The sequence below is a fragment of the Paractinoplanes brasiliensis genome (genome assembly GCF_004362215.1).
Lineage (GTDB): Bacteria > Actinomycetota > Actinomycetes > Mycobacteriales > Micromonosporaceae > Actinoplanes > Actinoplanes brasiliensis.
In genome coordinates this window covers 4,551,096-4,569,910 of sequence record NZ_SNWR01000001.1, presented here as the reverse complement: position 1 = coordinate 4,569,910, position 18,815 = coordinate 4,551,096, and the positions used below count along the sequence as shown (strand labels likewise).

23 protein-coding genes are annotated in these 18,815 nt (G+C 69.4%); 9 read left to right on the top strand and 14 right to left on the bottom strand.

Annotated features, from left to right (window positions below; translation table 11 throughout):
- The first annotated feature begins 257 nt into the window (after nucleotides 1–257).
- Nucleotides 258–785 (top strand): CocE/NonD family hydrolase, encoded by a 528-nt coding sequence (locus C8E87_RS45630; RefSeq protein WP_133874638.1) that lies wholly within the window; start codon nucleotides 258–260, stop codon nucleotides 783–785.
- On the opposite strand, the gene C8E87_RS20750 is transcribed toward C8E87_RS45630, so the two are convergent.
- Nucleotides 786–1,142 carry a nuclear transport factor 2 family protein gene (locus C8E87_RS20750; protein WP_133874637.1) on the bottom strand — a complete coding sequence of 119 codons (357 nt, stop codon included), beginning with the start codon at nucleotides 1,140–1,142 and terminating at the stop codon, nucleotides 786–788.
- Nucleotides 1,142–2,326 (bottom strand): serine hydrolase domain-containing protein, encoded by a 1,185-nt coding sequence (locus C8E87_RS20745; protein ID WP_133874636.1) that lies wholly within the window; start codon nucleotides 2,324–2,326, stop codon nucleotides 1,142–1,144. Before C8E87_RS20745 ends, C8E87_RS20750 begins: the two co-directional genes overlap by 1 nt.
- A 76-nt stretch (nucleotides 2,327–2,402) precedes the next feature.
- Here C8E87_RS20745 and C8E87_RS20740 point away from each other — a divergent pair, with 76 nt between their 5' ends.
- The 3 genes from C8E87_RS20740 (at nucleotide 2,403) to C8E87_RS20730 (ending at nucleotide 5,266) form a co-directional block, all read left to right on the top strand.
- A complete protein-coding gene (locus C8E87_RS20740) occupies nucleotides 2,403–2,873 on the top strand; it encodes a hypothetical protein (RefSeq protein WP_133874635.1) in 471 nt (156 codons plus the stop codon).
- Between the two features lie 114 nt (nucleotides 2,874–2,987).
- The gene (locus tag C8E87_RS20735) at nucleotides 2,988–3,623 is read left to right on the top strand and encodes an acyl-CoA-like ligand-binding transcription factor (RefSeq protein WP_133874634.1); all 636 of its coding nucleotides are present in this window, start codon (nucleotides 2,988–2,990) and stop codon (nucleotides 3,621–3,623) included.
- Complete coding sequence (locus C8E87_RS20730) at nucleotides 3,620–5,266, top strand: MDR family MFS transporter (protein WP_239079834.1); 1,647 nt, start codon at nucleotides 3,620–3,622, stop codon at nucleotides 5,264–5,266. Before C8E87_RS20735 ends, C8E87_RS20730 begins: the two co-directional genes overlap by 4 nt.
- Nucleotides 5,267–5,354: 88 nt before the next feature.
- Here the strand turns inward: C8E87_RS20730 and C8E87_RS20725 are convergent, their stop codons facing one another.
- Nucleotides 5,355–5,705, bottom strand: coding sequence for an STAS domain-containing protein (locus C8E87_RS20725; protein WP_133874633.1), 351 nt, complete (start codon nucleotides 5,703–5,705; stop codon nucleotides 5,355–5,357).
- 292 nt (nucleotides 5,706–5,997) lie between these two features.
- On the opposite strand from C8E87_RS20725, the gene C8E87_RS20720 reads away from it, so the two are divergent.
- On the top strand, nucleotides 5,998–7,002 hold the full coding sequence (locus C8E87_RS20720; RefSeq protein WP_133874632.1) for a helix-turn-helix transcriptional regulator: 1,005 nt from the start codon (nucleotides 5,998–6,000) through the stop codon (nucleotides 7,000–7,002).
- 5 nt (nucleotides 7,003–7,007) lie between these two features.
- On the opposite strand, the gene C8E87_RS20715 is transcribed toward C8E87_RS20720, so the two are convergent.
- Nucleotides 7,008–7,373 carry a hypothetical protein gene (locus tag C8E87_RS20715; protein ID WP_239079833.1) on the bottom strand — a complete coding sequence of 122 codons (366 nt, stop codon included), beginning with the start codon at nucleotides 7,371–7,373 and terminating at the stop codon, nucleotides 7,008–7,010.
- Nucleotides 7,374–7,642: 269 nt separating this feature from the next.
- On the opposite strand from C8E87_RS20715, the gene C8E87_RS20710 reads away from it, so the two are divergent.
- Nucleotides 7,643–7,933: a hypothetical protein gene (locus C8E87_RS20710; protein WP_133874631.1), complete on the top strand. Its 291-nt coding sequence runs from the start codon at nucleotides 7,643–7,645 to the stop codon at nucleotides 7,931–7,933.
- 2 nt (nucleotides 7,934–7,935) lie between these two features.
- Here the strand turns inward: C8E87_RS20710 and C8E87_RS20705 are convergent, their stop codons facing one another.
- The 3 genes from C8E87_RS20705 to C8E87_RS20695 all read right to left on the bottom strand — a co-directional run bounded on the left by C8E87_RS20705 (nucleotide 7,936) and on the right by C8E87_RS20695 (nucleotide 10,287).
- Nucleotides 7,936–8,682 (bottom strand): anti-sigma factor, encoded by a 747-nt coding sequence (locus tag C8E87_RS20705; RefSeq protein ID WP_133874630.1) that lies wholly within the window; start codon nucleotides 8,680–8,682, stop codon nucleotides 7,936–7,938.
- Nucleotides 8,679–9,299: a sigma-70 family RNA polymerase sigma factor gene (locus C8E87_RS20700; protein WP_133874629.1), complete on the bottom strand. Its 621-nt coding sequence runs from the start codon at nucleotides 9,297–9,299 to the stop codon at nucleotides 8,679–8,681. The genes C8E87_RS20705 and C8E87_RS20700 overlap by 4 nt, the downstream gene beginning before the upstream one ends.
- Nucleotides 9,300–9,381: 82 nt before the next feature.
- Nucleotides 9,382–10,287 (bottom strand): Gfo/Idh/MocA family protein, encoded by a 906-nt coding sequence (locus C8E87_RS20695; RefSeq protein WP_133874628.1) that lies wholly within the window; start codon nucleotides 10,285–10,287, stop codon nucleotides 9,382–9,384.
- 72 nt (nucleotides 10,288–10,359) lie between these two features.
- Between C8E87_RS20695 and C8E87_RS20690 the strand changes: the two genes are divergently transcribed.
- Both C8E87_RS20690 and C8E87_RS20685 read left to right on the top strand, forming a co-directional pair.
- Nucleotides 10,360–10,725 (top strand): hypothetical protein, encoded by a 366-nt coding sequence (locus C8E87_RS20690; RefSeq protein WP_133874627.1) that lies wholly within the window; start codon nucleotides 10,360–10,362, stop codon nucleotides 10,723–10,725.
- The gene (locus C8E87_RS20685) at nucleotides 10,718–11,137 is read left to right on the top strand and encodes a hypothetical protein (RefSeq protein WP_133874626.1); all 420 of its coding nucleotides are present in this window, start codon (nucleotides 10,718–10,720) and stop codon (nucleotides 11,135–11,137) included. The genes C8E87_RS20690 and C8E87_RS20685 overlap by 8 nt, the downstream gene beginning before the upstream one ends.
- Nucleotides 11,138–11,141: 4 nt before the next feature.
- Here C8E87_RS20685 and C8E87_RS20680 read toward each other — a convergent pair whose 3' ends face one another.
- The 6 genes from C8E87_RS20680 to C8E87_RS20655 form a co-directional block, all read right to left on the bottom strand.
- Nucleotides 11,142–12,605: a glutathionylspermidine synthase family protein gene (locus C8E87_RS20680; RefSeq protein ID WP_133874625.1), complete on the bottom strand. Its 1,464-nt coding sequence runs from the start codon at nucleotides 12,603–12,605 to the stop codon at nucleotides 11,142–11,144.
- 2 nt (nucleotides 12,606–12,607) lie between these two features.
- Nucleotides 12,608–13,012, bottom strand: coding sequence for a hypothetical protein (locus C8E87_RS20675; RefSeq protein WP_133874624.1), 405 nt, complete (start codon nucleotides 13,010–13,012; stop codon nucleotides 12,608–12,610).
- A 49-nt stretch (nucleotides 13,013–13,061) separates the two neighbouring features.
- A complete protein-coding gene (fabG, locus tag C8E87_RS20670; RefSeq protein ID WP_133874623.1) occupies nucleotides 13,062–13,826 on the bottom strand; it encodes a 3-oxoacyl-ACP reductase FabG in 765 nt (254 codons plus the stop codon).
- 48 nt (nucleotides 13,827–13,874) lie between these two features.
- A complete protein-coding gene (locus tag C8E87_RS20665; RefSeq protein ID WP_133874622.1) occupies nucleotides 13,875–15,521 on the bottom strand; it encodes an alpha-amylase family protein in 1,647 nt (548 codons plus the stop codon).
- An 87-nt stretch (nucleotides 15,522–15,608) separates the two neighbouring features.
- Nucleotides 15,609–16,514 (bottom strand): hypothetical protein, encoded by a 906-nt coding sequence (locus C8E87_RS20660; RefSeq protein WP_133874621.1) that lies wholly within the window; start codon nucleotides 16,512–16,514, stop codon nucleotides 15,609–15,611.
- Nucleotides 16,511–16,843, bottom strand: a complete 333-nt coding sequence (locus tag C8E87_RS20655) for a PadR family transcriptional regulator (RefSeq protein ID WP_438866084.1) — start codon at nucleotides 16,841–16,843, stop codon at nucleotides 16,511–16,513. Before C8E87_RS20655 ends, C8E87_RS20660 begins: the two co-directional genes overlap by 4 nt.
- A gap of 89 nt (nucleotides 16,844–16,932) precedes the next feature.
- On the opposite strand from C8E87_RS20655, the gene C8E87_RS20650 reads away from it, so the two are divergent.
- Nucleotides 16,933–17,601 carry a DedA family protein gene (locus tag C8E87_RS20650; protein WP_133874619.1) on the top strand — a complete coding sequence of 223 codons (669 nt, stop codon included), beginning with the start codon at nucleotides 16,933–16,935 and terminating at the stop codon, nucleotides 17,599–17,601.
- Between the two features lie 3 nt (nucleotides 17,602–17,604).
- Here C8E87_RS20650 and C8E87_RS20645 read toward each other — a convergent pair whose 3' ends face one another.
- A complete protein-coding gene (locus C8E87_RS20645; RefSeq protein ID WP_133874618.1) occupies nucleotides 17,605–18,804 on the bottom strand; it encodes a carbohydrate-binding protein in 1,200 nt (399 codons plus the stop codon).
- Between the last annotated feature and the right edge of the window lie 11 nt (nucleotides 18,805–18,815).

The window sequence follows — 18,815 nt, the reverse complement described above, 5'->3', positions numbered from 1 at the left end:
CCGCAGGCGAAACCGCAGGCGGGTCCGCGGGCAGATCCCCAGGCGGGTCCGCAGGCACATCCCCAGGCGAAACCGCAGGCGAAACCGCAGGCGAAACCGCAGGCACATCCCCAGGCGGGTCCGCAGGCGAAACCGCGGGCAGGTCCGCAGGCGGGTCCGCGGGCGGGGCGCGAAGTGGCACGGCGACCCCATCCAACAGGGCGAACGTGTCGGCCGCTGGCGGAAGCGGGGACAGCGGGAACGAATCGGGCGCGCGGATGGGTGCGACTGTCAGCTTCTGGTACGACCCGGCGGATCCGACGCCGACCGTGGGCGGGCGGACGCTCACCGGCTCGATGGGGGTCAAGGACAACCGGGCGCTTGAGGACCGCGCCGACGTGGTGACGTTCACGACCGATCCGCTGCCCACCGCCGTGGATGTGATCGGCACGCCCGTGCTGGAACTGGCCGTCGAGGTCGAGCCGGAACACGCGGACGTCTTCGTGCGGCTCTGTGACGTCGACAAACGCGGACGATCGCGGAACTTCGCCGACGCGATGGTGCGGCTCGACCCGTCGACGCCGGCCGGTCAGGTGCGACGGCTCACGCTCACGCTGGACCCGTGTTTTCACCGGCTCGCGGCCGGCCACCGGCTGCGGCTGCAGGTTTCCGGCGGCTCGTTCCCGCGTTTCGCCCGCAACCTGGGCACGCCGGGCGGACCGTCGGACGCGCACGACATGCGGCCGCAACGGCACACCGTCCACTGTGCGGAGTCGCGACTCGTGCTGCCGGTGGCGACGAATTGATCAGGCGGGGTGTTTCATGTACCACTCGGTGAATTGGCGGGCCTGCCCGGAATTGTCGAGACGAAGCAGCCACAAATTGCTGTACGTGTCGTCCGGATAGATCGTTTTCGCCTCGATGATCGCGAGTTCCTCGGTGACGATCACGGGATGCCATTCGAACGTGGTGGTTCCCGGCTCGTCCTTGATCCTCAACCATTGCTCGACGATCGCCTGCCGCCCGACCCACGGTTTCGCATAGGGCTCGGTGAAATAGGCAGCGTCCTCGGCGAACAGATCGCCGATGTGCCGCGGATCGTTGGACTCCCACGCCCTGCGATAGTTGGCGACCCACGCCGTCACCGTGTCGAGACTGGTCATCAAGCCTCCCCAGGCCGAACCGAACCATACGCCAGCTTGCTGAGCTCGGTCAGTGCCCCGTTCCACAGCAGGTCGGTGACCTGGCTGAGCACGATGAAGATCAGCCCCTCGCGCGGGTCGGTGAACCAGCTCGTGCCGTAGCCGCCGGACCACCCGTAACGCCCGGGGCCGCTGATCTCGTCGTCACGCACCGTGACAGCCAGGCCGTAACCCCAGCCGGCCCCGCCGAGGAAGAACCCGCCGCTGTCGATCAGCTCGGACGTGAGGTGGTTGGTGGTCATCGCTGCCACGGATCGCTCGGACAGCAGCCGGGTGCCGCCGTGCACACCGCCGTGCAGCAGCATGCGCGCGAAGGCCAAATAGTCGTCGGCGGTGGAGAGCAGCCCGCCCGACCCGCTCGGGAAGACCGGCGGCCGGCTCCACGACTCGGCCGAGTCACCGGTCTGCCGCACCGGACGGCCGGAATCGTCGCCCAGGTAGTGCGGCGGCACCTGGGCGATCCGCTCGGCCGGAAGCCAAAAACCTGTGCTGGTCATGCCGAGCGGGGCGAAGAGGCGCTCGTGCAGCAGGTCGCCCAAAGGCCGGCCGGCCGCGCGGGCCAGCAGGACGCCCAGCACCAGGGTGCCCGTGTTGTACATCCACTTCTCGCCCGGCTGGTGGATCAGCGGCAAGGAGCCGAACCGCCGGATCCACTCGTCGGGCTCGAGGGTGCAGCGGGGCTCGGGCTCGGCCAGTTGCAGACCGAGGTCACGCCAGGCCCGCACGATCGGACAGGGCGGGTCGACGCCGCCGTCGGGCCCGAGCACGTTGCCGAAGCCGAGCGTGAACGTGAGCAGGTCTTCGACGGTGACCGGGCGTACGGGATCAAGGGTCTGGTCGAGTGGGGCGTCGGGCCGGGCCAGAACCCGCTGGCCGGCCAGCTCGGGCAGGAAACGGGCGACCGGCTGCTCAAGATCGAGCACGTCGTCCTCGGCCAGCATCAGGGTGACGGCGGCCAGCACCGGTTTGGTCATCGAGGTGATCCGGAACGGGGTGTCGCGGCGCAGCGGCACGTCACCGCCGAACTCGGTGACCCCGGCCGTCTCGACCAGCACGTCGTCACCGCGCGCGCCGAGGGCCAGCAGACCGGGGAACTCACCCCGCTCGACCCGCGCGGCCATGGCTTGCCTGAGCTGACTCGACATGGGACACAGCCTGCCAGCACCCACCGACAATTTCCGTCCCGCCGTTCTTGTCAGGGGTCGTGGCTAAGGTCTGGCCATGATTCAGAACTGGCGGCATCTGCCGGCCCCGGCCCGGCCGATCGCGGCCGCGACGACCGCGGCGGTGACCGCGGCGCGGGCTCACGACCCCGAGGCGCTCACCGCGGCGACCGCCGGGCTGGCCGCGCTCGATCCCGCGCAGACCGGCTTGATCCTCGGCACGAGCGTAAGACTCTTGCTCGAGCGGGCCCATCCCGACGGTCTCGACGGCGACGCCGTACGCGCGGTGCTCGAGCGATGCGTCCGGTCGGCCGCCGCGTGGCATCCCGCCACCGACCCGCACGTGGTGCTCCATCTGCTGACGGGCGCCCTCGGCGTGCTCGACGAGGACGCGGCCGACGTCCCGAAACCCGACGCGCGGGCCCGGCACGCTGCCCTGCTGCTGGCCGACCTGCTCGGCGGGAGTCCGGTCGAGGAAATCCTGACCGCGGCGCTGTCCGAGATCGAGCGGACCCAGCTGAACGACTGATTTGCGCCTGAGTATCGGCGGACGAGCGCCGATCCGACCGGCATGCTCGTAACCCTCATCACTGCAGTCAATAAAAGTTTGCAGCTGCTGCAAGATTCGATTTAGCCTGCTCGGGTGGGCAACGCAGCGACGGAGGCCGTCCCGGGACGGCGTGACCGCAAGAAGCAGCAGACCCGTGCCGCCCTGGTGGCGGCGGCCCTGCGGCTGGTCGACGAGCGTGGGCGCGAGCATGTGACGGTCGAAGAGATCGCGGAGGCGGCCGACGTGTCGCCGCGGACGTTCTTCAACTACTTCGCGACCAAGGACGACGCCCTGCTCGGCGGGCCGCTGCCGGACGGACCCTCGATCCACGACCGGCTGCTCGCCGTGCCGGCCGACGTGCCGCTGGTGCGGGCCCTGTTCGAGGCGCTGCGACCGGACATCGCCGAGATCCAGGCCGAGCGCGACGTCTGGCTGCTGCGGTTGCGCGTGATCAAGAGCAACCCCTCGCTGTTGCCGATCCTGGTCGCTCGCGGGGAGTGCGCCGAGGAGGAGACGGTGGCCGCGGTCGCCGCGCGTACTCAGGTCTCCGCCGACAACCTGTTTCCCCACCTCGTCGCCACCGCCGTGGGGGCCGCCGTACGCACCTCGATGATGCGCTGGGCTGCCGACGACGGCCGCGAGCTCCTCGACCTCGTCCGCGAGGCCTTCGACATTCTCGGCTCCGGCCTGACCGAGCCGGCCCCTACTCACCAGGAAGCCACCCGATGACCCTGACCAGCCCGGCCGACGGGCCGGAGTCCGTTGTCGCCGAGGACGCCATCGCTTTGGGCGGCTCGCCGTTGCCGGCCGGGGCCGTCGACGACGCCACGCCCGGCCGGATGTCCCGTCGCGAGGTCGTTCAGGCCCTGTCCGGCCTGATGCTCGGCATGTTCGTGTCGATCCTCGCCTCGACCGTCGTCTCCAACGCGCTGCCCCGCATCATCGCCGACCTCAACGGCTCCCAGTCGGTCTACACCTGGATCGTCACCGCCGAGCTCCTCGCGATGACGGCCACCGTTCCCCTCTGGGGCAAGCTGGCCGACATCTACAACAAGAAGCTGCTGGTCCAGCTGTCGCTGCTGCTGTTCGTGGCGGGTTCGCTGATCGCCGGCTTCACCCCCGACGTGCAGGTGCTCGTCGTCAGCCGCGTCGTGCAGGGCATCGGCGCCGGTGGCATGACAGCGCTGGCCACGATCGTCCTCGCCGCGATCATCCCGCCGCGCGAGATGGGGCGGTACGCCGGCATGTTCGGCGCGGTGTTCGGCGTCGCGACCATCGCCGGGCCGCTGATCGGCGGTGTCATGGTCGACACGTCGTGGCTGGGCTGGCGCTGGTGCTTCTTCATCGGCGTCCCGTTCTCGATCGCCGCGATCGCGCTCCTTCAGAAAACCCTCCACCTGCCCTCCGTACGCCGGAAGAGTGTGCAGATCGACTGGCTCGGCGCTTTCCTGATCACCGCGGGTGTCAGCACGCTCCTCATCTGGTCGACTCTGGCCGGTCAGCACTTCGCCTGGGCGTCCGGTGAGACGGCCGCGTTCGTGATCGGCGGCGTCGTGCTGCTGGCGCTGGCGGTGTGGGTCGAGTCCCGCGCCGCGGAGCCGATCATCCCGCTCGCCCTGTTCCGCAACCGCACGGTCACCCTGACGATCATCGCCAGCGTGCTGGTCGGCGTGGCGATGTTCGGCGGCACGGTGTTCCTGTCGCAGTACTTCCAGGTTGCGCTGGGTAAGTCCCCGACGGTGGCGGGCCTGATGAGCCTGCCGATGATTTTCGGTCTGCTGGTCTCGTCGGTGGTCGCCGGAGCGCTCATCACGAAATTCGGCAAGTGGAAGATTTTCCTGGTGGCGGGCGCCGCCATCATGACGGCCGGCATGTTGCTGCTGAGCACGATCGACGCGAAGACCAGCGTGCTGGTGCTGTCGTTGCACATGGCCGTGCTGGGCATCGGCGTCGGCATGCTGATGCAGAACCTCGTGCTGGCCGCGCAGAACGACGTTCCCGCGGCCGAGCTGGGCGCCGCCACGTCCACGCTGACGTTCTTCCGAAGCATGGGCGGCGCGATCGGCGTGAGCGCGCTGGGCGCCGTGCTGGCCAACAAGGTGACGTCGCTGACGGCCCAGAAGTTCGGCCCGGCGGCAACCGCGGCGGGTGGCAGCGGAGACTCGGTTCCCGATCTGACCACCTTGCCCCCGGAGATCAAGGCGATCTTCGCGGACATCTACGGCACTGCCACCGCCGAGCTGTTCCTGGTCGGGGCGCCGATCGCGTTCCTGGCGATCATCGCAGTGCTCTTCGTCAAGGAGAAGCCGCTGTCCGAGCTGAGCGGCGAGGAGCGCCGGGCCCGCGAGGAAGCAGCGCTGCGGGCTCACTGACAACGAGCAGCGCAGCGCTGAGATCGAGCAGAAGCTGAGCACGGCCCACTGAGCGGCTGCCCCGATGAGGGGTGGCCGCTCAGCCGTGTCAGTGCAGGTTGACCGACGTACGCGGGGACGGCGGCTCGGCGCAGCCCAGCAGGCCGACCAGGCCCGACACCCACAGCTGCCGGTACACCGTCGGGCTGGGGTGGCTGACCACCAGCTTGATGCCGCTGGCGGCGGCGGTGTGGAAGCAGGCGACCAGGATGCCGATCCCGATGCTGTCGATCAGCATCACCCGCTGCAGATCGAGGCAGATCTTGCCCGGCGTGGAGCTGGTCAGCACGTCGTTGACGGCGTCCCGCATCACGTGGGCATTGTCAAGATCGATTTCTCCACTCGGTGCGATCTCGACGGTGCCATCGGCCAACTGGCGCGTGGTGATCGGCAGATACACGGCTGCCCTCTTCCTGGCATCGAGCGGTGCCGATGCCGACTTCCGCGAGGAGGAGGACACACCGCCGGCCCCTGAAGGCCCCTGGTGGGCGTCGGGCGCCTCGCCCTGGCGCCACTCTCCAACCGCGTCCCTACAACAATCCGCTGGTCTGCAAGTTACGCCACGTAGGCGCGGAACGCCAGAGTAGTTCATATGGCCGGAATGTGCTGGAACGGTCAGCGCGCGGCGGGAACGTTGACGGTGCCCGCATGGAGGTCGAATACTCACCGTATGCGATGGAGCGTCTCTCGGCATGGCTGACGTCTATCCGAGGTTTGCCCCCGTGCTCCCTGACGTTCCGGACATAGTCCACTTCACCGGGGCAAACATTGACGAGGCGCGGTCCGTGCTGAATCGGTTCTTCTACCCGGTGGCGGTAGGGATGCCGGAGGGTTCCGGCGACTTTCAGCTAGAGGTCGGAGTGATCCAACTCGGACCCCTAACTGTCGGACAATTAAGCTTCGCGAACCCGGTCACGCTGCTGGTGGCCGAGCTGGACGCCTATCACGTGAGCATTCCGACCGCCGGACACCTGCACGCCCGGCACGCCGGCCACGAGGTCGTCGCCGGCCCCTCCACCGGAGTGATCTTCGGTCCCGGCAGCCCCGTCTACACCTCTCGCGAGGCCGACTCCGTCGAGCTGGCTGTCAAAGTGGAGCGAAAGGCCCTGGAAGCAGAATTGTCTGGACTGTTGGGACGCCCGATCGAGGGATCTCTCGGCCTCCCCCCTGAGGTGGATTTCTCCACCGGTCCGGGGTACAGCTGGATCCGGCTGATCCGCCTGCTGTGCGACGAGCTCGAGTACGAGTCGAGTCTGTTCTCCGAGCCGGCGATGGCCGAGCAGTTGCGCAGCACCATCCTCAGCGGCCTGCTGCTGTGCCTGCCGCACCGCTATCACGCCGAGTTGACCGGCCCGGTCACCGCCGGGCCCCCGCGGGCGATCCGCCGCGTGGTCGACGCGATCCAGTCCGAGCCGGAACGCGCGTTCACGGTTTCCGACCTGGCCCGCATCGCCAACATGAGTGTCCGGTCTCTGCAGGAGGGCTTCCGGCGTCATGTGGGCACGGCCCCGATGACGTACCTGCAGCAGGTGCGGCTGGGGCGCGCGCAGGAGGCACTTCGCCGGGCCGACCCCGTACGGGTGACTGTCGCGGCCGTGGCGCACCGGTGGGGCTTCGCGCACCTGGGCCGCTTCGCGTCGGCCTACCGAGCCCGGTTCGGGGAGTCCCCGTCCGAGACCCTGCGCTCCCCACGCTGAGGTCTTTACTCGCCCGGGTCGCTGCGGCGCGGCTGGGGGACCTCGTTCGCGGTGGGCCGGACCTCCGGCAGACCGAAGACGTGCCCACGCGGCGGCACCCACTCGCGCCACTGGCCCAGACGCGGCGGGACCGCGACCAGGTCACCGTCGCCGGCTCCGCGCTGGGTGCGCAGATAGGCCAGCACCCGGGCCGCGGCCTGGCCACCGTCCTCGGCCAGGCTCAGCAGCAGGCGACGGGCGTCGTCGGCCGCGGGGTCGGCCGGGTCGAGTCCCGGCACGTCCGCGGCGGGGCGGCGCAGCAGCGCGGCCAGACCCACCAGGGCCTGCATCGCGTCGCACGCGTCCCGCTCGGCATCGGACAGGCTGGTCACGACCGCCCTCCCCGACTCTCGGTCATGCGTTTCCCCCTCACCGCGCCCGCTCGTGCCGAAGGCCCGGCGCATCCCACCGGGCCCCGCGAACGGGCGTCAAGGCGAAAATGTATTCGTCTCGCTACTCAGCGTCCATCCGTAACGCGCAAGTCCTGTCCAGTTAGCGCTCAGTTTGACCTGCGGACAACATGATCGTCCCTTTCCGTCCGGTGGTGAGTACCCCTGTTGATGGGGTACTACCGCAGATGAGCCGAACGAGGGAGGACACCATGACCGACGAGACACGGCGGCCCTTGGAGGAAACACCTGAGGTCGCCGACGCGATCGAGGACGACGTCGCGGTCGACGCGTTCATCACCGGTGGCGGCGCCGACAGCGACAACCCCGAGTTCCTGCAGCCCGGTGAGGAGCCGAAGGTGCGTACGGGGGCCGATCAGCCGTGGGATCCCGAGGACCTGGCCGTCGCCGAGGGCCGCGACCCCACCCCGAAGAACGTCGAGCGGGCCCGCCGGGAACTCGATCGCGACGGCGCTGCCGCGATCGAGCGCACCGTCCCCTGAGCTCAGGCCAGTTTGACATCGGCCAGCAACGCGCTTGTCGGGGCGGCCGAGCCACCGGGCGGTTCGAGGGTCAGGGCCACGTCGGTCGCGCCGGGCAGGCCCTCGAGCACCACCACGTCCGCCGACTGCCCCTCGGCCAGCACGCCCGCGTTGGCCGGATCAGCACCGGGGCGGATCGTCCACAGCTGGAAGACCCGGCCGGCCGGCGCGGATTCGGCGGCCAGCAGCACCACGCCCGCGTTCTGCAGACGGGAGCTGGCCACCGTGACGCGGCCACCGGTCGACACCGGCTGTTCCCTCAGCACGACGTCGGGCGCGGCGAGGATCTGCCGGACCCGGGCCTCGTTGAGCCGTGCGGCCTCGGCGATCTGCCGCTGATCCCGTACGCGCTGATCCTGTACCGCATAGACAGCAGCGCCCGCCCCGGCCGCCGCGACCACCACAGCCGCCGCGGAAACGAGCCACCGACGGCGGGACAAGCCGCGAGCCGAGGGTGCCGCGGGAGCCTCCGGAACCATCGGAGGCAGCTGCCGGGTGCTCGCGACCTCGGCCATCACGTTCTCGCGCAGCCACGGGGGCGGCACCGACCACGTGTCGTGCGCCAGGTGAGCGGTGGTCTCGCGGAACTCGTCGACCTCGGCGCGGCAGCTGTCGCACTCCCGCAGGTGGCGCTCGAACGCCGCACGCTCGATGTCGTCCACCGCGTCGAGCACGTACGCGCCGACCAGGGTGTGGATCTCCGTGGTCATGCGGAGGCCCCCGTTCCCATGCAGTCGCGCAACCGGATGAGCCCGTCGCGCATTCTCGTCTTCACCGTCGGCAGTGGCGCGCCGAGCAGCTCGGCCACCCGCGGATACGAATGACCCTGGTAGTAGGCCAACGTCACCGCCTGCCGCTGCAGTTCAGTGAGATCGTCGAGACACCGCCGGACCTGCTGACGTTCGAGCCGGCCGGAGACCTCATCGGCCACCGCGTCGTACGGGGTGTCGACCGACGCCACCCCGGCCCGGATGGTCCGATCGCTCGCTGCCTGCTCGGAGCGCACCCGATCGACCGCCCGGCGATGCGCGATCGTGAAAATCCAGGAGGTGGCCGATCCTCGCGCCGGGTCGAACCGGGCCGCCGAGCGCCACACCTCGACGAGCACCTCCTGGGCCACCTCTTCGGCCTGGGCCGGATCGCGCAGCACCCGCCGGATCAGCCCGTAAACCCGCGGCGCGACGAGGTCGTAGAGTCGCCCGAAAGCCTTCTCGTCGCCCCGGGCCACCGCGCGGAGCAGCTCACCGGCGTCCGCGGGCGGCGGCGCGCCACTGTCCGGAACCGCCGCCAGGTGTTCGGGGCGACGGCTTGTTCCGCGCTCCGCCATGGGTCCGCCTTTCGCCGTTGCAGCCATTCAGATTCTGATTCGACCCACCCGTACGCCTGGACTGGTCAACGGAAGCAAAAAGTCAGCGCGCGCTGCCGACCGGGACCGTTCGGCCCGAGGCGATCGATTCCTGCGCGGCGACCAGGATCGCGGTCACCTCGGCGCCGAACCGGACGTCCAACTCGGACGCCGGGCCACCGCCGGCCTTGGCGATCAGCTCATCGATGGCGCGGCCCAGGGCCTCGACCGGGGACCACGGCATGTCGGGCGGGGTACGTACGCCGGCCTCGCCCGCGAACAGCGCGTTCTCGCGCTCGGCGGCGGGCGGCGCGTCCACCGAGAGCGTGAGGTTGCTGATCGTGCCGCTCGCGTGGCGCAGCAACAAGTGGGTCATGTCGCGCGGGCCGGCCAGGCCGGTCACTTCGGTCACCGGGCCCAGCACGGGCAGCAGCAGGGCCAAGGCGTGAGGGCCGACGTCCCAGAGGCCGCCGCTTTCCTTGCGCCACGGGGACGCGCCGAACGGGTTGTCGTCGGTGAAGATCGAACCGAGGTGGTCGACGCGGGCCTCCGTCCAGCCGCCGGTCGCGGCCGCGTCGGCCAGGAACTCGGCCAGCTGCGGCATGAGCCGGCGGGTGAAGAAGACCACCGAGGCGAGATCCCGCTCGGCGACAGCGGCGACGATCTCGGCCGCCTCGGCGTTGGTCATCGCGATCGGCTTGTCGAGCAGCAGGTGGCGACCCGCTCGGGCGGCCCGCACGGCCAGCGGGCCCTGAACGCTGGGCGGCAGAGCGATGGCGACGGCGTCGACGTCGGCGAGCAGCTCGGCCTCGTCGGTGTACGCCCGGGCCCCGTGCTGCCCAGCGAGTTCGGCGGCCTTGTCGGGATTGCGGCCCCAGACCCCCGCGAACTCGACGCCGGGGTGGGCGGCGAGGGCCGGGGCGTGCGCGAGATGGGCCCAGGGCCCGGTGCCGAACAGTCCGAAGCGCATGTGCTGTTGCCTGCCTCTCTGATGGTCCAGCCGCAAGCTACCAGGCCGAGATCCATCAGTACGCTGTGCCGGGTGAACGGTCCTCTGTCGGTGGTGACGATCGTCGCCGCCCTGGTGCTGGCGGCGTGGTATCTGCTGCGCTCCGCCCTCAACCGCGCGCCGAGCCGCTTCGACCTGCTGGCCGCCGCGGTCTTCAGCGCGCTGGTCGCCGTGCTCGTCGTGATCGCCGTGGCCGGCCTGTTCGGCGACTCCCGGCCGAGCGACCCGGCCACCTTCGGCGGCTACCTGGTCACGACGATCGCCTTCGTGCCGGTCGGCGCCTATCTGGCCCGGCTCGAGCCCACCCGCTGGGGCAGTCTCATCCTCGGCCTCGCCTGTCTGGTCGTGCCGGTGCTGGTGCTGCGGCTGCAGCAGATCGCGTCGGTGACCGGTGCCTGAGGCCTCATCCCGCCCGCGCGACGCCGCGCTCGGCACCGGCATCGGCCGGGTCCTGCTGCTGGCGTACGGGGTTTTCGCGCTCTCGGCCAGCGCCCGCGCCCTGGTGCAGATCACCACGCACTTCGACGAGGCGCCCCTGGCGTACCTGCTCTCGGCGTTCGCCGGCCTGGTCTACCTCTCGGCCACCGTCGGGCTCGCCGTCGGTGGCGCCCGGGGCCGGCTGATCGCGCTGGTCAGCTGCACCATCGAGCTGCTCGGCGTGCTCGTCGTCGGCGCCCTGAGCATCGCCGACGCGGTGGCCTTCCCCGACGACACGGTGTGGTCGCGTTTCGGCAGCGGATACGGCTACGTCCCGCTGGTGCTGCCGTTCATCGGCCTGTGGTGGATCTGGCGGCACCGACCCAGCCGTTAGCCGCTCAGTCGTCGGCCTCGATGACGTGCGGCACGAAGAAGCTGGCGTCGTTGGTGACCAGGCCCTTGACACCCAAGCCCTCGCGGATGCCCATACCGGCCGGCTCGCCGTCGATCAGCCACGAACCGATCACCGGGTGGACCACGCCCTCCAGCCCCTCGAACGACGGCAGCTCGCAGAGCTCCTGCACGACGAAGCGGCCGTCCGTGCCGTACTCGGAAGGGTTTTCGGTGATCGTCTCGCCGTTCTTGACCAACGTGACCGAGCCGCCCTCGCGACCCCAGACTGGTTTCTTGGCGTAACTGGTGAGCTCGGCCGCCTTGGACGACTCCGCGAAATACGCCGGGAGCAGGTATTTGCTGCGCTCGGGGTGGTCGCCGAAGAGCATCCAGAGCACCGGCAACAGGGCCTTGTTGCCGAGCAGGGCCGCCTTGTACGGCGGCTCGATCCAGACCGTGCCGTGCTTGGTGGGGTCGGCCATGTTGCGGAAGAAGGCCTTGCCGCCCTCCTCGTTCCAGAACCACTCCCACGGGTAGAGCATGAAGATGATGTCGATGGGCTCGGACTTGTGTTCCTGGCCGGGGCCCGGCACGAACACCACGCGGTCACCGGCGACGTCCCAGCCGATCTGGCTCATCGCGATCAGCTCGACCGGGTAACCGGCTTCCTCGGCCGTCGCCATCAGGTAGGCGACGTTCATCCTGTCCTCGCCCGTACGCTCCGACGTCTCGTACGCGAAAAAGATCTTCGGCTTTTCCGGCAGCCAGGTGCGCGCCTCGCGAAGCTTGTCGATGTTGCGTTTCCACGCGCCCGGCTCGGCCGGCTCACCGGGACTGGCGGGCCAGCCGACCAGCCGGTCGTGAATCGAGTTCCACTGCCGCCACTCGTGCTTGGTCAGGTTGGTCTGGTCGGACCAGTGCCATTGGATGACCGCGCTCTCGACCAGCGACGTCGGCGTCTGCGCGTTGAACTCGAGCAGCTTGGGAGGGCTGCCGGCGCCGTTGTACCAGAGGTCGAACCGGCCGTAGACCGTCGGCGAGAAATCCGGCGTCTCCATCGGCAGGCGCATGTCGGGGTCTTTGTCGTAATGCGTCCACGTCTCGGCGTCGCCGTCGAACCACGTACGGATGATCTGCTCGTGCGCGAACTCCGGGATGCCGATCCGGGCCAGGTAACACGACTGCGGGTTGCAGATGGAGGCGAAGAACCCGTCCTTGCGCCCCTGCACGGTGTGGCGCGGGCACTGCTTGACCATCCAGTCGCCGGCCTCGAGACACATCTCGTAAAGCGCGGCGGTGGCCGTCTCGAGCTCCTCGATCTCGGCCGCGGTGAAGTCGTAGAACGGGCCTTCCTGCCAGTACGAGACCATCGACCCGTCCGGCAGCTCGGTGTCGTTGTAGGTCAGGCCGAGGCTGTAGTTGGTGAGCTTCCAGCCGTCACGAACCGGACCGTAGGGGACTCGGCGCACGCTCAGCCGCCCGAGCTCTTGCTGGAGCTGCGCGCGGCGCCACCCTTGCCGACCACGCTCGTCTTGATCGTGCCGTTGCCTATCCTGCCGCTGGCGGGCAGCCCGAACGACTGCCGCGCCTTCGTGTCGTTGTAGGCGAACCGGTTGCCGCCCGGCGGGAGCTTGGTGCCCACCGGATAGCCCGAGCGGTAACCCGACGAATACCAGATGAAGAACGGCAACGCGCCCAGGCCGGACCCGCCGCGGTCATCGTCGTCGTCGCAGTTGTCCTCGTCGACGACGACACCGTTGGCGTCGGCGCAGTAGAAGCCGGCGTCCTCGTAATCGTCGTCGTTGTCGCAGGCCGCCACCCCACCCGCCGCGAGCAGCAAGAACGTGCTGGTGAGCGACACGCTGCGGGAGCTCATGCGTCGGTTCTTCATCATCTCTTTGTAGCGCCTCCCAGCAACGGCTGCCCTAGGAGCGAGGGCCCCCGGCAACATAGATGACCTGGCCGGACACGAAACCGGCACCCTCGCTGACGAGGAAGGATACGGTGTTCGCGACGTCCTCGGGACGACCGGCCCGGCCCACGGGAATCTGAGCCACGGCGGCCTGCTCGAACTGGGCGAAATCGACCCCGACGCGGGCGGCGGTGGCCGCTGTCATGTCGGTCACGATGAATCCGGGCGCCACGGCGTTCGCGGTGATGCCGAAACGGCCCAGCTCGATCGCCAGCGTCTTGGTGAAGCCCTGCAGGCCGGCCTTGGCCGCGGCGTAGTTGGCCTGGCCCCGGTTGCCGAGGGCCGAGGTGCTGGAGAGGCTGACGATGCGGCCCCACCCGGCGTCGACCATGTGCTTCTGCACGGCCCGGCTGAACAGGAACGCGCCACGCAGGTGGACCGCCATCACGGTCTCCCAGTCGTCGTCGGTCATCTTGAACAGCAGGTTGTCGCGCAGCACGCCGGCGTTGTTGACCAGCACGGTCGGCGCGCCGAGCTCGGCCTTGACCCGCTCGACGGCCGCGCCGACCTGGATCGGGTCGGAGACGTCAGCCCCGACCGCGAGGGCCGTGCCACCCGCGTCGTGGATCGCCGTCACGGTGTTGGCGCACGCGCCCTCGTCGAGGTCGACGACGGCCACCGCCATGCCGTCGGCGGCGAGCTTGCGGGCGGTGGCCTCACCGATGCCCCGGGCGGCCCCGGTGACGATGGCGACGCGGGTGGGAACGGACTGCGACACTACGACCTCCGTACGTGAATGTGCACTGGGGGTGCACTTTAACCCGAGCTAGGCCGTACGCCGTAGCCGGATCCACCGGTAGCCGTGCCCGGCAACCTCGATCTTGTCGCATTTCCCGAGGTCGGAGTACTCCTGGTCGGCCAGGACGTCGTTCGGCATTTCCGCCTCGGGATAGAGCGAGCTGAGATCGAGGGTCGCCGCCTCGGGCCCCAGGTTGTGCACGAAGACCATCGTGCCCGTCTCACCGTCGGCGCGATGCACCAACACACTGGTCGGAGCCGGAATATCGACGTGCCTGCAGCTGCCCGTGCCGACCTCGGGCGCCTCCCGGAGCGTACGGATCATGCGCTCGAACCAGGAGAGCAGCGAGTTGGGGTTGTGCCGCTGGAGGGTCACGTTCACCTTTTCCCACCCGAACTCGCCACCCGAGATCGACGGGCGCGCCAGGTCCTTGGGCTTGGCGGTGGAGAAGCCGCCGTTGGGCAGGCCCGACCACTGCATGGCGGTGCGGATCGCGTCCCGGCCGTCCTGCGTCAGGTCGTCGCCCATGCCGATCTCTTCGCCGTAGCGGATGACCGGGGTTCCGCGCAGGCTGAACTGCAGCGCGTACGCGAGTTCGATGCACCGCCGGTCGTTGCCGAGCATGGGGGCCAGCCGCCGCCGGATGCCCCGGCCGTAAAGCTGCATCTCGGGTTCGGGGCCGAACTTCGCGAACACCTCCTCGCGTTGCTCGGCGGTGAGACGGGACAGGTCGATCTCGTCGTGGTTGCGCAGGAACGTGGCCCACTGGGCGCCCTCGGGCAGCTGCGGGGTGTCGCGCAGGCCGTCGATGATCGGCTCGGCGTCCTCGCGGGCCAGGGCCAGGATCAGCCGGCTGTTGAGCATGAAGTCGAACAGCATGTGGATGCGGTTGTTGGAGCCGCCCTTGTCACCGAAGAAGTCGACCAGTTGGGCGGGCTCGACGTTCGCCTCGGCCAGCAGCACGGCGTCGCCCTTGCGCCACTGCACGTGCTGCCGCAGCTCGGAGAGGAAGTCGAGGTCCTTCGGCGAGTTGGCGTTGCCCGGCTCGGTCTGCTCGATGATGAACGGCACGGCATCCATGCGGAACCCGGCCACGCCCAGCTGCAGCCAGAACGAGGTGATCTTTTTGATCTCGGCCCGGACCTCGGGGTTGTTGATGTTGAGGTCGGGCTGGAACTTGTAGAACCGGTGGTAGTACCAGAGCTTCGCGGTGCGGTCGTAGGTCCAGGTCTCCCCCTGCTCGCCGGGGAAGACCATGCCCTGCTTGCGGTCGGAGGGAGCGGTTTCGGACCAGACATACCAATCGCGGTACGGCGAGTCGGGCGACGACCGGGCCGACTGGAACCACGGGTGCTTGTCGGAGGTGTGGTTGACGACCAGGTCGATGATGACCTTGATGCCCAGGTTGTTGGCCTGGTGCAGGAGCTCGGCGAAGTCACCCAGATTGCCGAAGCGCGGGTCGACGTTGTAGAAGTCCAGCACGTCGTAGCCGTCGTCGCGGTCGGGCGTCGGGTGGATCGGGTTGAGCCACAGACAGTTGATGCCGAGCCGGGCCAGATAGTCGAGCCGGCCGATCAGCCCGCGGATGTCGCCGCAGCCATCCCCGTTCGAGTCCGCGAACGTGTCGATGTCAGCGCAGTAGATGACGGCTTTCCGATACCACCGGTCAGTCATGCCCCTCTACTTCACCCCCACCCCCAGCCCCGAAACCGCCCACCCCGAAGGTGCTCAGCCTGCCGGGCCACCCGGTGGGGCTTCAGGTCACCGGCGGGCCGCTGCCAGACGCTCGAAGTCGCGGCGGCTCAGCACCGAGGCGCCGGCGAAGGCGACCAGCGGCACCAGCACAAGCACAGCCCACTGCAACGGGTTGATCAGCTGCGTCGACTCGGGATTGCGCATGTTGTACTCGACCAGGCCGCTGAAGCCCCACTGCACCAACGGCACCGTTGCGACAACGGGCGCGGCCCAGCACAGCAGCCGGGTGCGGGTCGCTCTGTCCTGCCACAGCACGGCCACCGCGACCAACGCCGCGGCGATCAGCACGAGGACCGTGCCGACCGGGCTCAACCAGCGCGGGAACAACGTGCCCTCGGCGACCAGAACCGTCCCCGCGGCGGCCACCCAGGGGAGTCCGCGTGGCTCGGCCTCACCCCGCTCGGCGGTCAGCGCCGCGATCAGCACGACCACGGCCGCCACGATCAGCCAGTACGCGTGGAGCAGCGTTGCCGGGGTGTCCAGATAGAACCGCGCGGGAGCGGCGATCTCACCGGCCAGCCCGACCGTCGCCCCGGCCACCCCGAGCAGACGCCACCCGAGATAGGCGCCGATCAGCGCCACTCCCCAACCGGCCATCCGAGCCAGGCTGACCGGCGCAACCGAGGCGTACGAAGGATGTTCCAGAGCCACCCACAACTCGGGGACGACCCGTCGCAGCGCGACCGCGAACAACAGCAGCGCGCCGAAGATCTGTACCGTGCGGGCCACCCGACTCTGTCCGGCGAACAGCAGGGACAGGTGGGCCGCGACCGCCCCGCGCACGAGATCGAACCCCTGGGCCACGCCCGGACGCCGGTCGGCCATCAGCACGCCGACCATCTCGTCCCCGTACTCCCGGACGAAGGCACGCGGATAGAGCGCGAGCAGGCGCCGGTAACGGGTCTCGGTCATGTGGTGGCTCCCCCGAGGTCGGTGCGGCGGGCCCGCAGCCGGCCCTCCGCGATGGTGGCCTGAGCGCGCAGGCGAGCGGTCTCGGCCTCGAGGCTCTGCTCGCCGGCCCCCGTCAGCCGGTAGTAGCGCCGGAGGCGGGACTGGACAACCTCTTCCCGATCGGGCTCGACCAGGCCCTCGCGGCGCAGGCGGTCGAGCGCGGCATAGAGGGTGCCGGCCCGCAGGCGGACCCGGCCACCGGTCATCCGCTCGACATCCTCGATCACGGCATAGCCGTGCAACGGCTCACCGGCCAGGGCCGTGAGGATGAGGAAGGTCGGCTCGTTCACGCCGGGAAGCATATACCGACCGTCGGCATATGCAAACCGCCGTACGAGGGTCTCAGGTTCGTTCAAGGACCGGTGGGTATGAAGGGGCGATGGCTGAAGCGGGTCTGAGTCAACAGGGCGGCCTCACCGGATGGGTGGCGTCCGTCATCGAGTCCTGGGGCGAGGTGGGCGTCAGCCTGCTGGTCGCGCTGGAGAACATCGTCCCCCCGATCCCGAGCGAGATCGTGCTCTCGCTGGGTGGCTATCTGGCCAGCGAGGGCCGGGTCAACCTGTTCCTGGTCTTCGTCGCCGCCACGCTCGGCTCGGTCGGCGGCGCGCTGCTGCTCTACTGGCTGGGCTACGGGCTCGGCGAGGAGAGGCTGCGCCGCTGGCTCGACCGCATCCCGCTGGTCGACGCCGACGACCTGGACAAGGCCGACCGCTGGTTCGAGCGGCACGCCCGGTCGGCTGTCCTGTTCGGACGGTGTGCGCCGGTCGTCCGCAGCCTGGTCTCGATCCCGGCCGGCGCCAACCACATGAACCTAGCCCAGTTCACCCTCTTCACCGCGATCGGCAGCGGCGTCTGGAACGCCCTGTTCGTCGGTGGCGGCTATCTGCTGGGCTCGCGTTATCAGGATCTCGAGACCTACAGCCAGTACTTCGACTACGCGATCTGGGCGTTCTTCATCGTCACGATCGCGAGCTGGGCCGTCAAAAAGGTGCGCAAACGGCGACGTGCGGCCGCTGGACGAAGCGGCCGCACGTCTGGGGACGGGTAAGGATCAGAACCCGGCGCTGATCTTCGTGAAGGCCCAGTCGGCCTGCGCGATGCCGGAGCAGTTGGAGACCACGCCGCCACCGGCGCAGCCGCGGTCCCGGTTGACCGACCAGAAGGTGAAGCGGGACAGGCCCTTGCTCTTCGCGTAGTCGCGGATCCGCGTCCACGTGTCGGTGCTGGTGAGCTCCTGCTGGTCCGACAGACCGTTCATGCCCGAGATGCCGATGCGCGAGTACGCCTGCGAGTCGGTGTACCCGAAGGTCGTCTTGAGCAGGTTCTTCAGGCCCTCGGTGGCGCCCACCGTCGAGCCGTACATGTCCGCGCCGCCGCCGAAGTCGAACGGCATCTGGGTGAAGATGTCGATGTTCGCGTTCAGCGCCTTGGCCTGCTGCACGAGCCGGGTGCCGAAGTAGTTCGGGCCGGTCGGCGAGGTGCCGAAGGTCAGGATCGTCTTCACCGACGGGTTCTTCTGCTTGACGATCTTCAGCGCGTTGAGGATGCGGTCCTGCACGACCGCGTTCTCGAACTCGTCGGAGTTCTCGATGTCGATGTCGATGGACTTGAGCTGGAACGCGTCGATGAGCTTCTGGTACGCCCCCGCGAGAGCCTCCGGCGTCGAGCAGTTCGGGCCGAGCTTGTTACCGCTCCAGCCACCGACCGACGGGACGATGTCGATGCCGGCCGCCCGGGCCTGGGCGATGTAACTGGCGTGCACGCCGCCGGTCAGGCCGCTCTCGCCGTCCCAGGCCGGGTTGCAGCCGTTGCTCGCGAGCACGAACGCGATGGTGAACGCCTTGACGCCGGTGGCGCCGGCCACGGTCGAGGGCGCCGGCGGGTTGCCCCAGCCGGGGTAGACGTAGGGCGCGGAAGCCATCTTCGTGCCGGAGGAAGGCGGCGTGGTCGGAGGTGTCGTCGGGGGCGTGGTGGGCGGGGTCGTCGGGCCGCTGCCGCCGCAGGCGCCGTCGTTCTTCCAGACGTCCCACTGTCCACTGTGGGTGGCCGGGGACTCGTTCTGCGTCCACCACTTGCCGCTGTAGTTGACGCCGTTCTGTGACGCCGCGTTGCCGGCGGTGTAGACCTGCGAGGCGCTCCACGCGGGGGCGCACGCGGCGGCGGCGTTCGAGGTCGCCATCGGCAGCACCGCGGCGGCCGTGCCGGTCAGCGCGACGGCGCCGGCGACGAGCAACTTCCTGCTCAGTTTCACGGGGATTCTCC

Excerpts from the sequence above, each read along its gene's own strand:
- C8E87_RS20730 (WP_239079834.1), top strand. The coding sequence starts at position 3,620 with ATGACCCTGACCAGCCCGGCCGACGGGCCGGAGTCCGTTGTCGCCGAG.
- C8E87_RS20650 (WP_133874619.1), top strand. The coding sequence starts at position 16,933 with ATGGCTGAAGCGGGTCTGAGTCAACAGGGCGGCCTCACCGGATGGGTG.
- C8E87_RS20750 (WP_133874637.1), bottom strand. The coding sequence starts at position 1,142 with ATGACCAGTCTCGACACGGTGACGGCGTGGGTCGCCAACTATCGCAGG.
- C8E87_RS20665 (WP_133874622.1), bottom strand. The coding sequence starts at position 15,521 with ATGACTGACCGGTGGTATCGGAAAGCCGTCATCTACTGCGCTGACATC.
- C8E87_RS20660 (WP_133874621.1), bottom strand. The coding sequence starts at position 16,514 with ATGACCGAGACCCGTTACCGGCGCCTGCTCGCGCTCTATCCGCGTGCC.
- C8E87_RS20745 (WP_133874636.1), bottom strand. The coding sequence starts at position 2,326 with ATGTCGAGTCAGCTCAGGCAAGCCATGGCCGCGCGGGTCGAGCGGGGT.
- C8E87_RS20705 (WP_133874630.1), bottom strand. The coding sequence starts at position 8,682 with ATGACCACGGAGATCCACACCCTGGTCGGCGCGTACGTGCTCGACGCG.
- C8E87_RS20710 (WP_133874631.1), top strand. The coding sequence starts at position 7,643 with ATGACCGACGAGACACGGCGGCCCTTGGAGGAAACACCTGAGGTCGCC.
- C8E87_RS20740 (WP_133874635.1), top strand. The coding sequence starts at position 2,403 with ATGATTCAGAACTGGCGGCATCTGCCGGCCCCGGCCCGGCCGATCGCG.
- C8E87_RS20700 (WP_133874629.1), bottom strand. The coding sequence starts at position 9,299 with ATGGCGGAGCGCGGAACAAGCCGTCGCCCCGAACACCTGGCGGCGGTT.
- C8E87_RS20720 (WP_133874632.1), top strand. The coding sequence starts at position 5,998 with ATGGCTGACGTCTATCCGAGGTTTGCCCCCGTGCTCCCTGACGTTCCG.
- C8E87_RS45630 (WP_133874638.1), top strand. The coding sequence starts at position 258 with ATGGGTGCGACTGTCAGCTTCTGGTACGACCCGGCGGATCCGACGCCG.
- C8E87_RS20675 (WP_133874624.1), bottom strand. The coding sequence starts at position 13,012 with ATGAGCTCCCGCAGCGTGTCGCTCACCAGCACGTTCTTGCTGCTCGCG.
- C8E87_RS20695 (WP_133874628.1), bottom strand. The coding sequence starts at position 10,287 with ATGCGCTTCGGACTGTTCGGCACCGGGCCCTGGGCCCATCTCGCGCAC.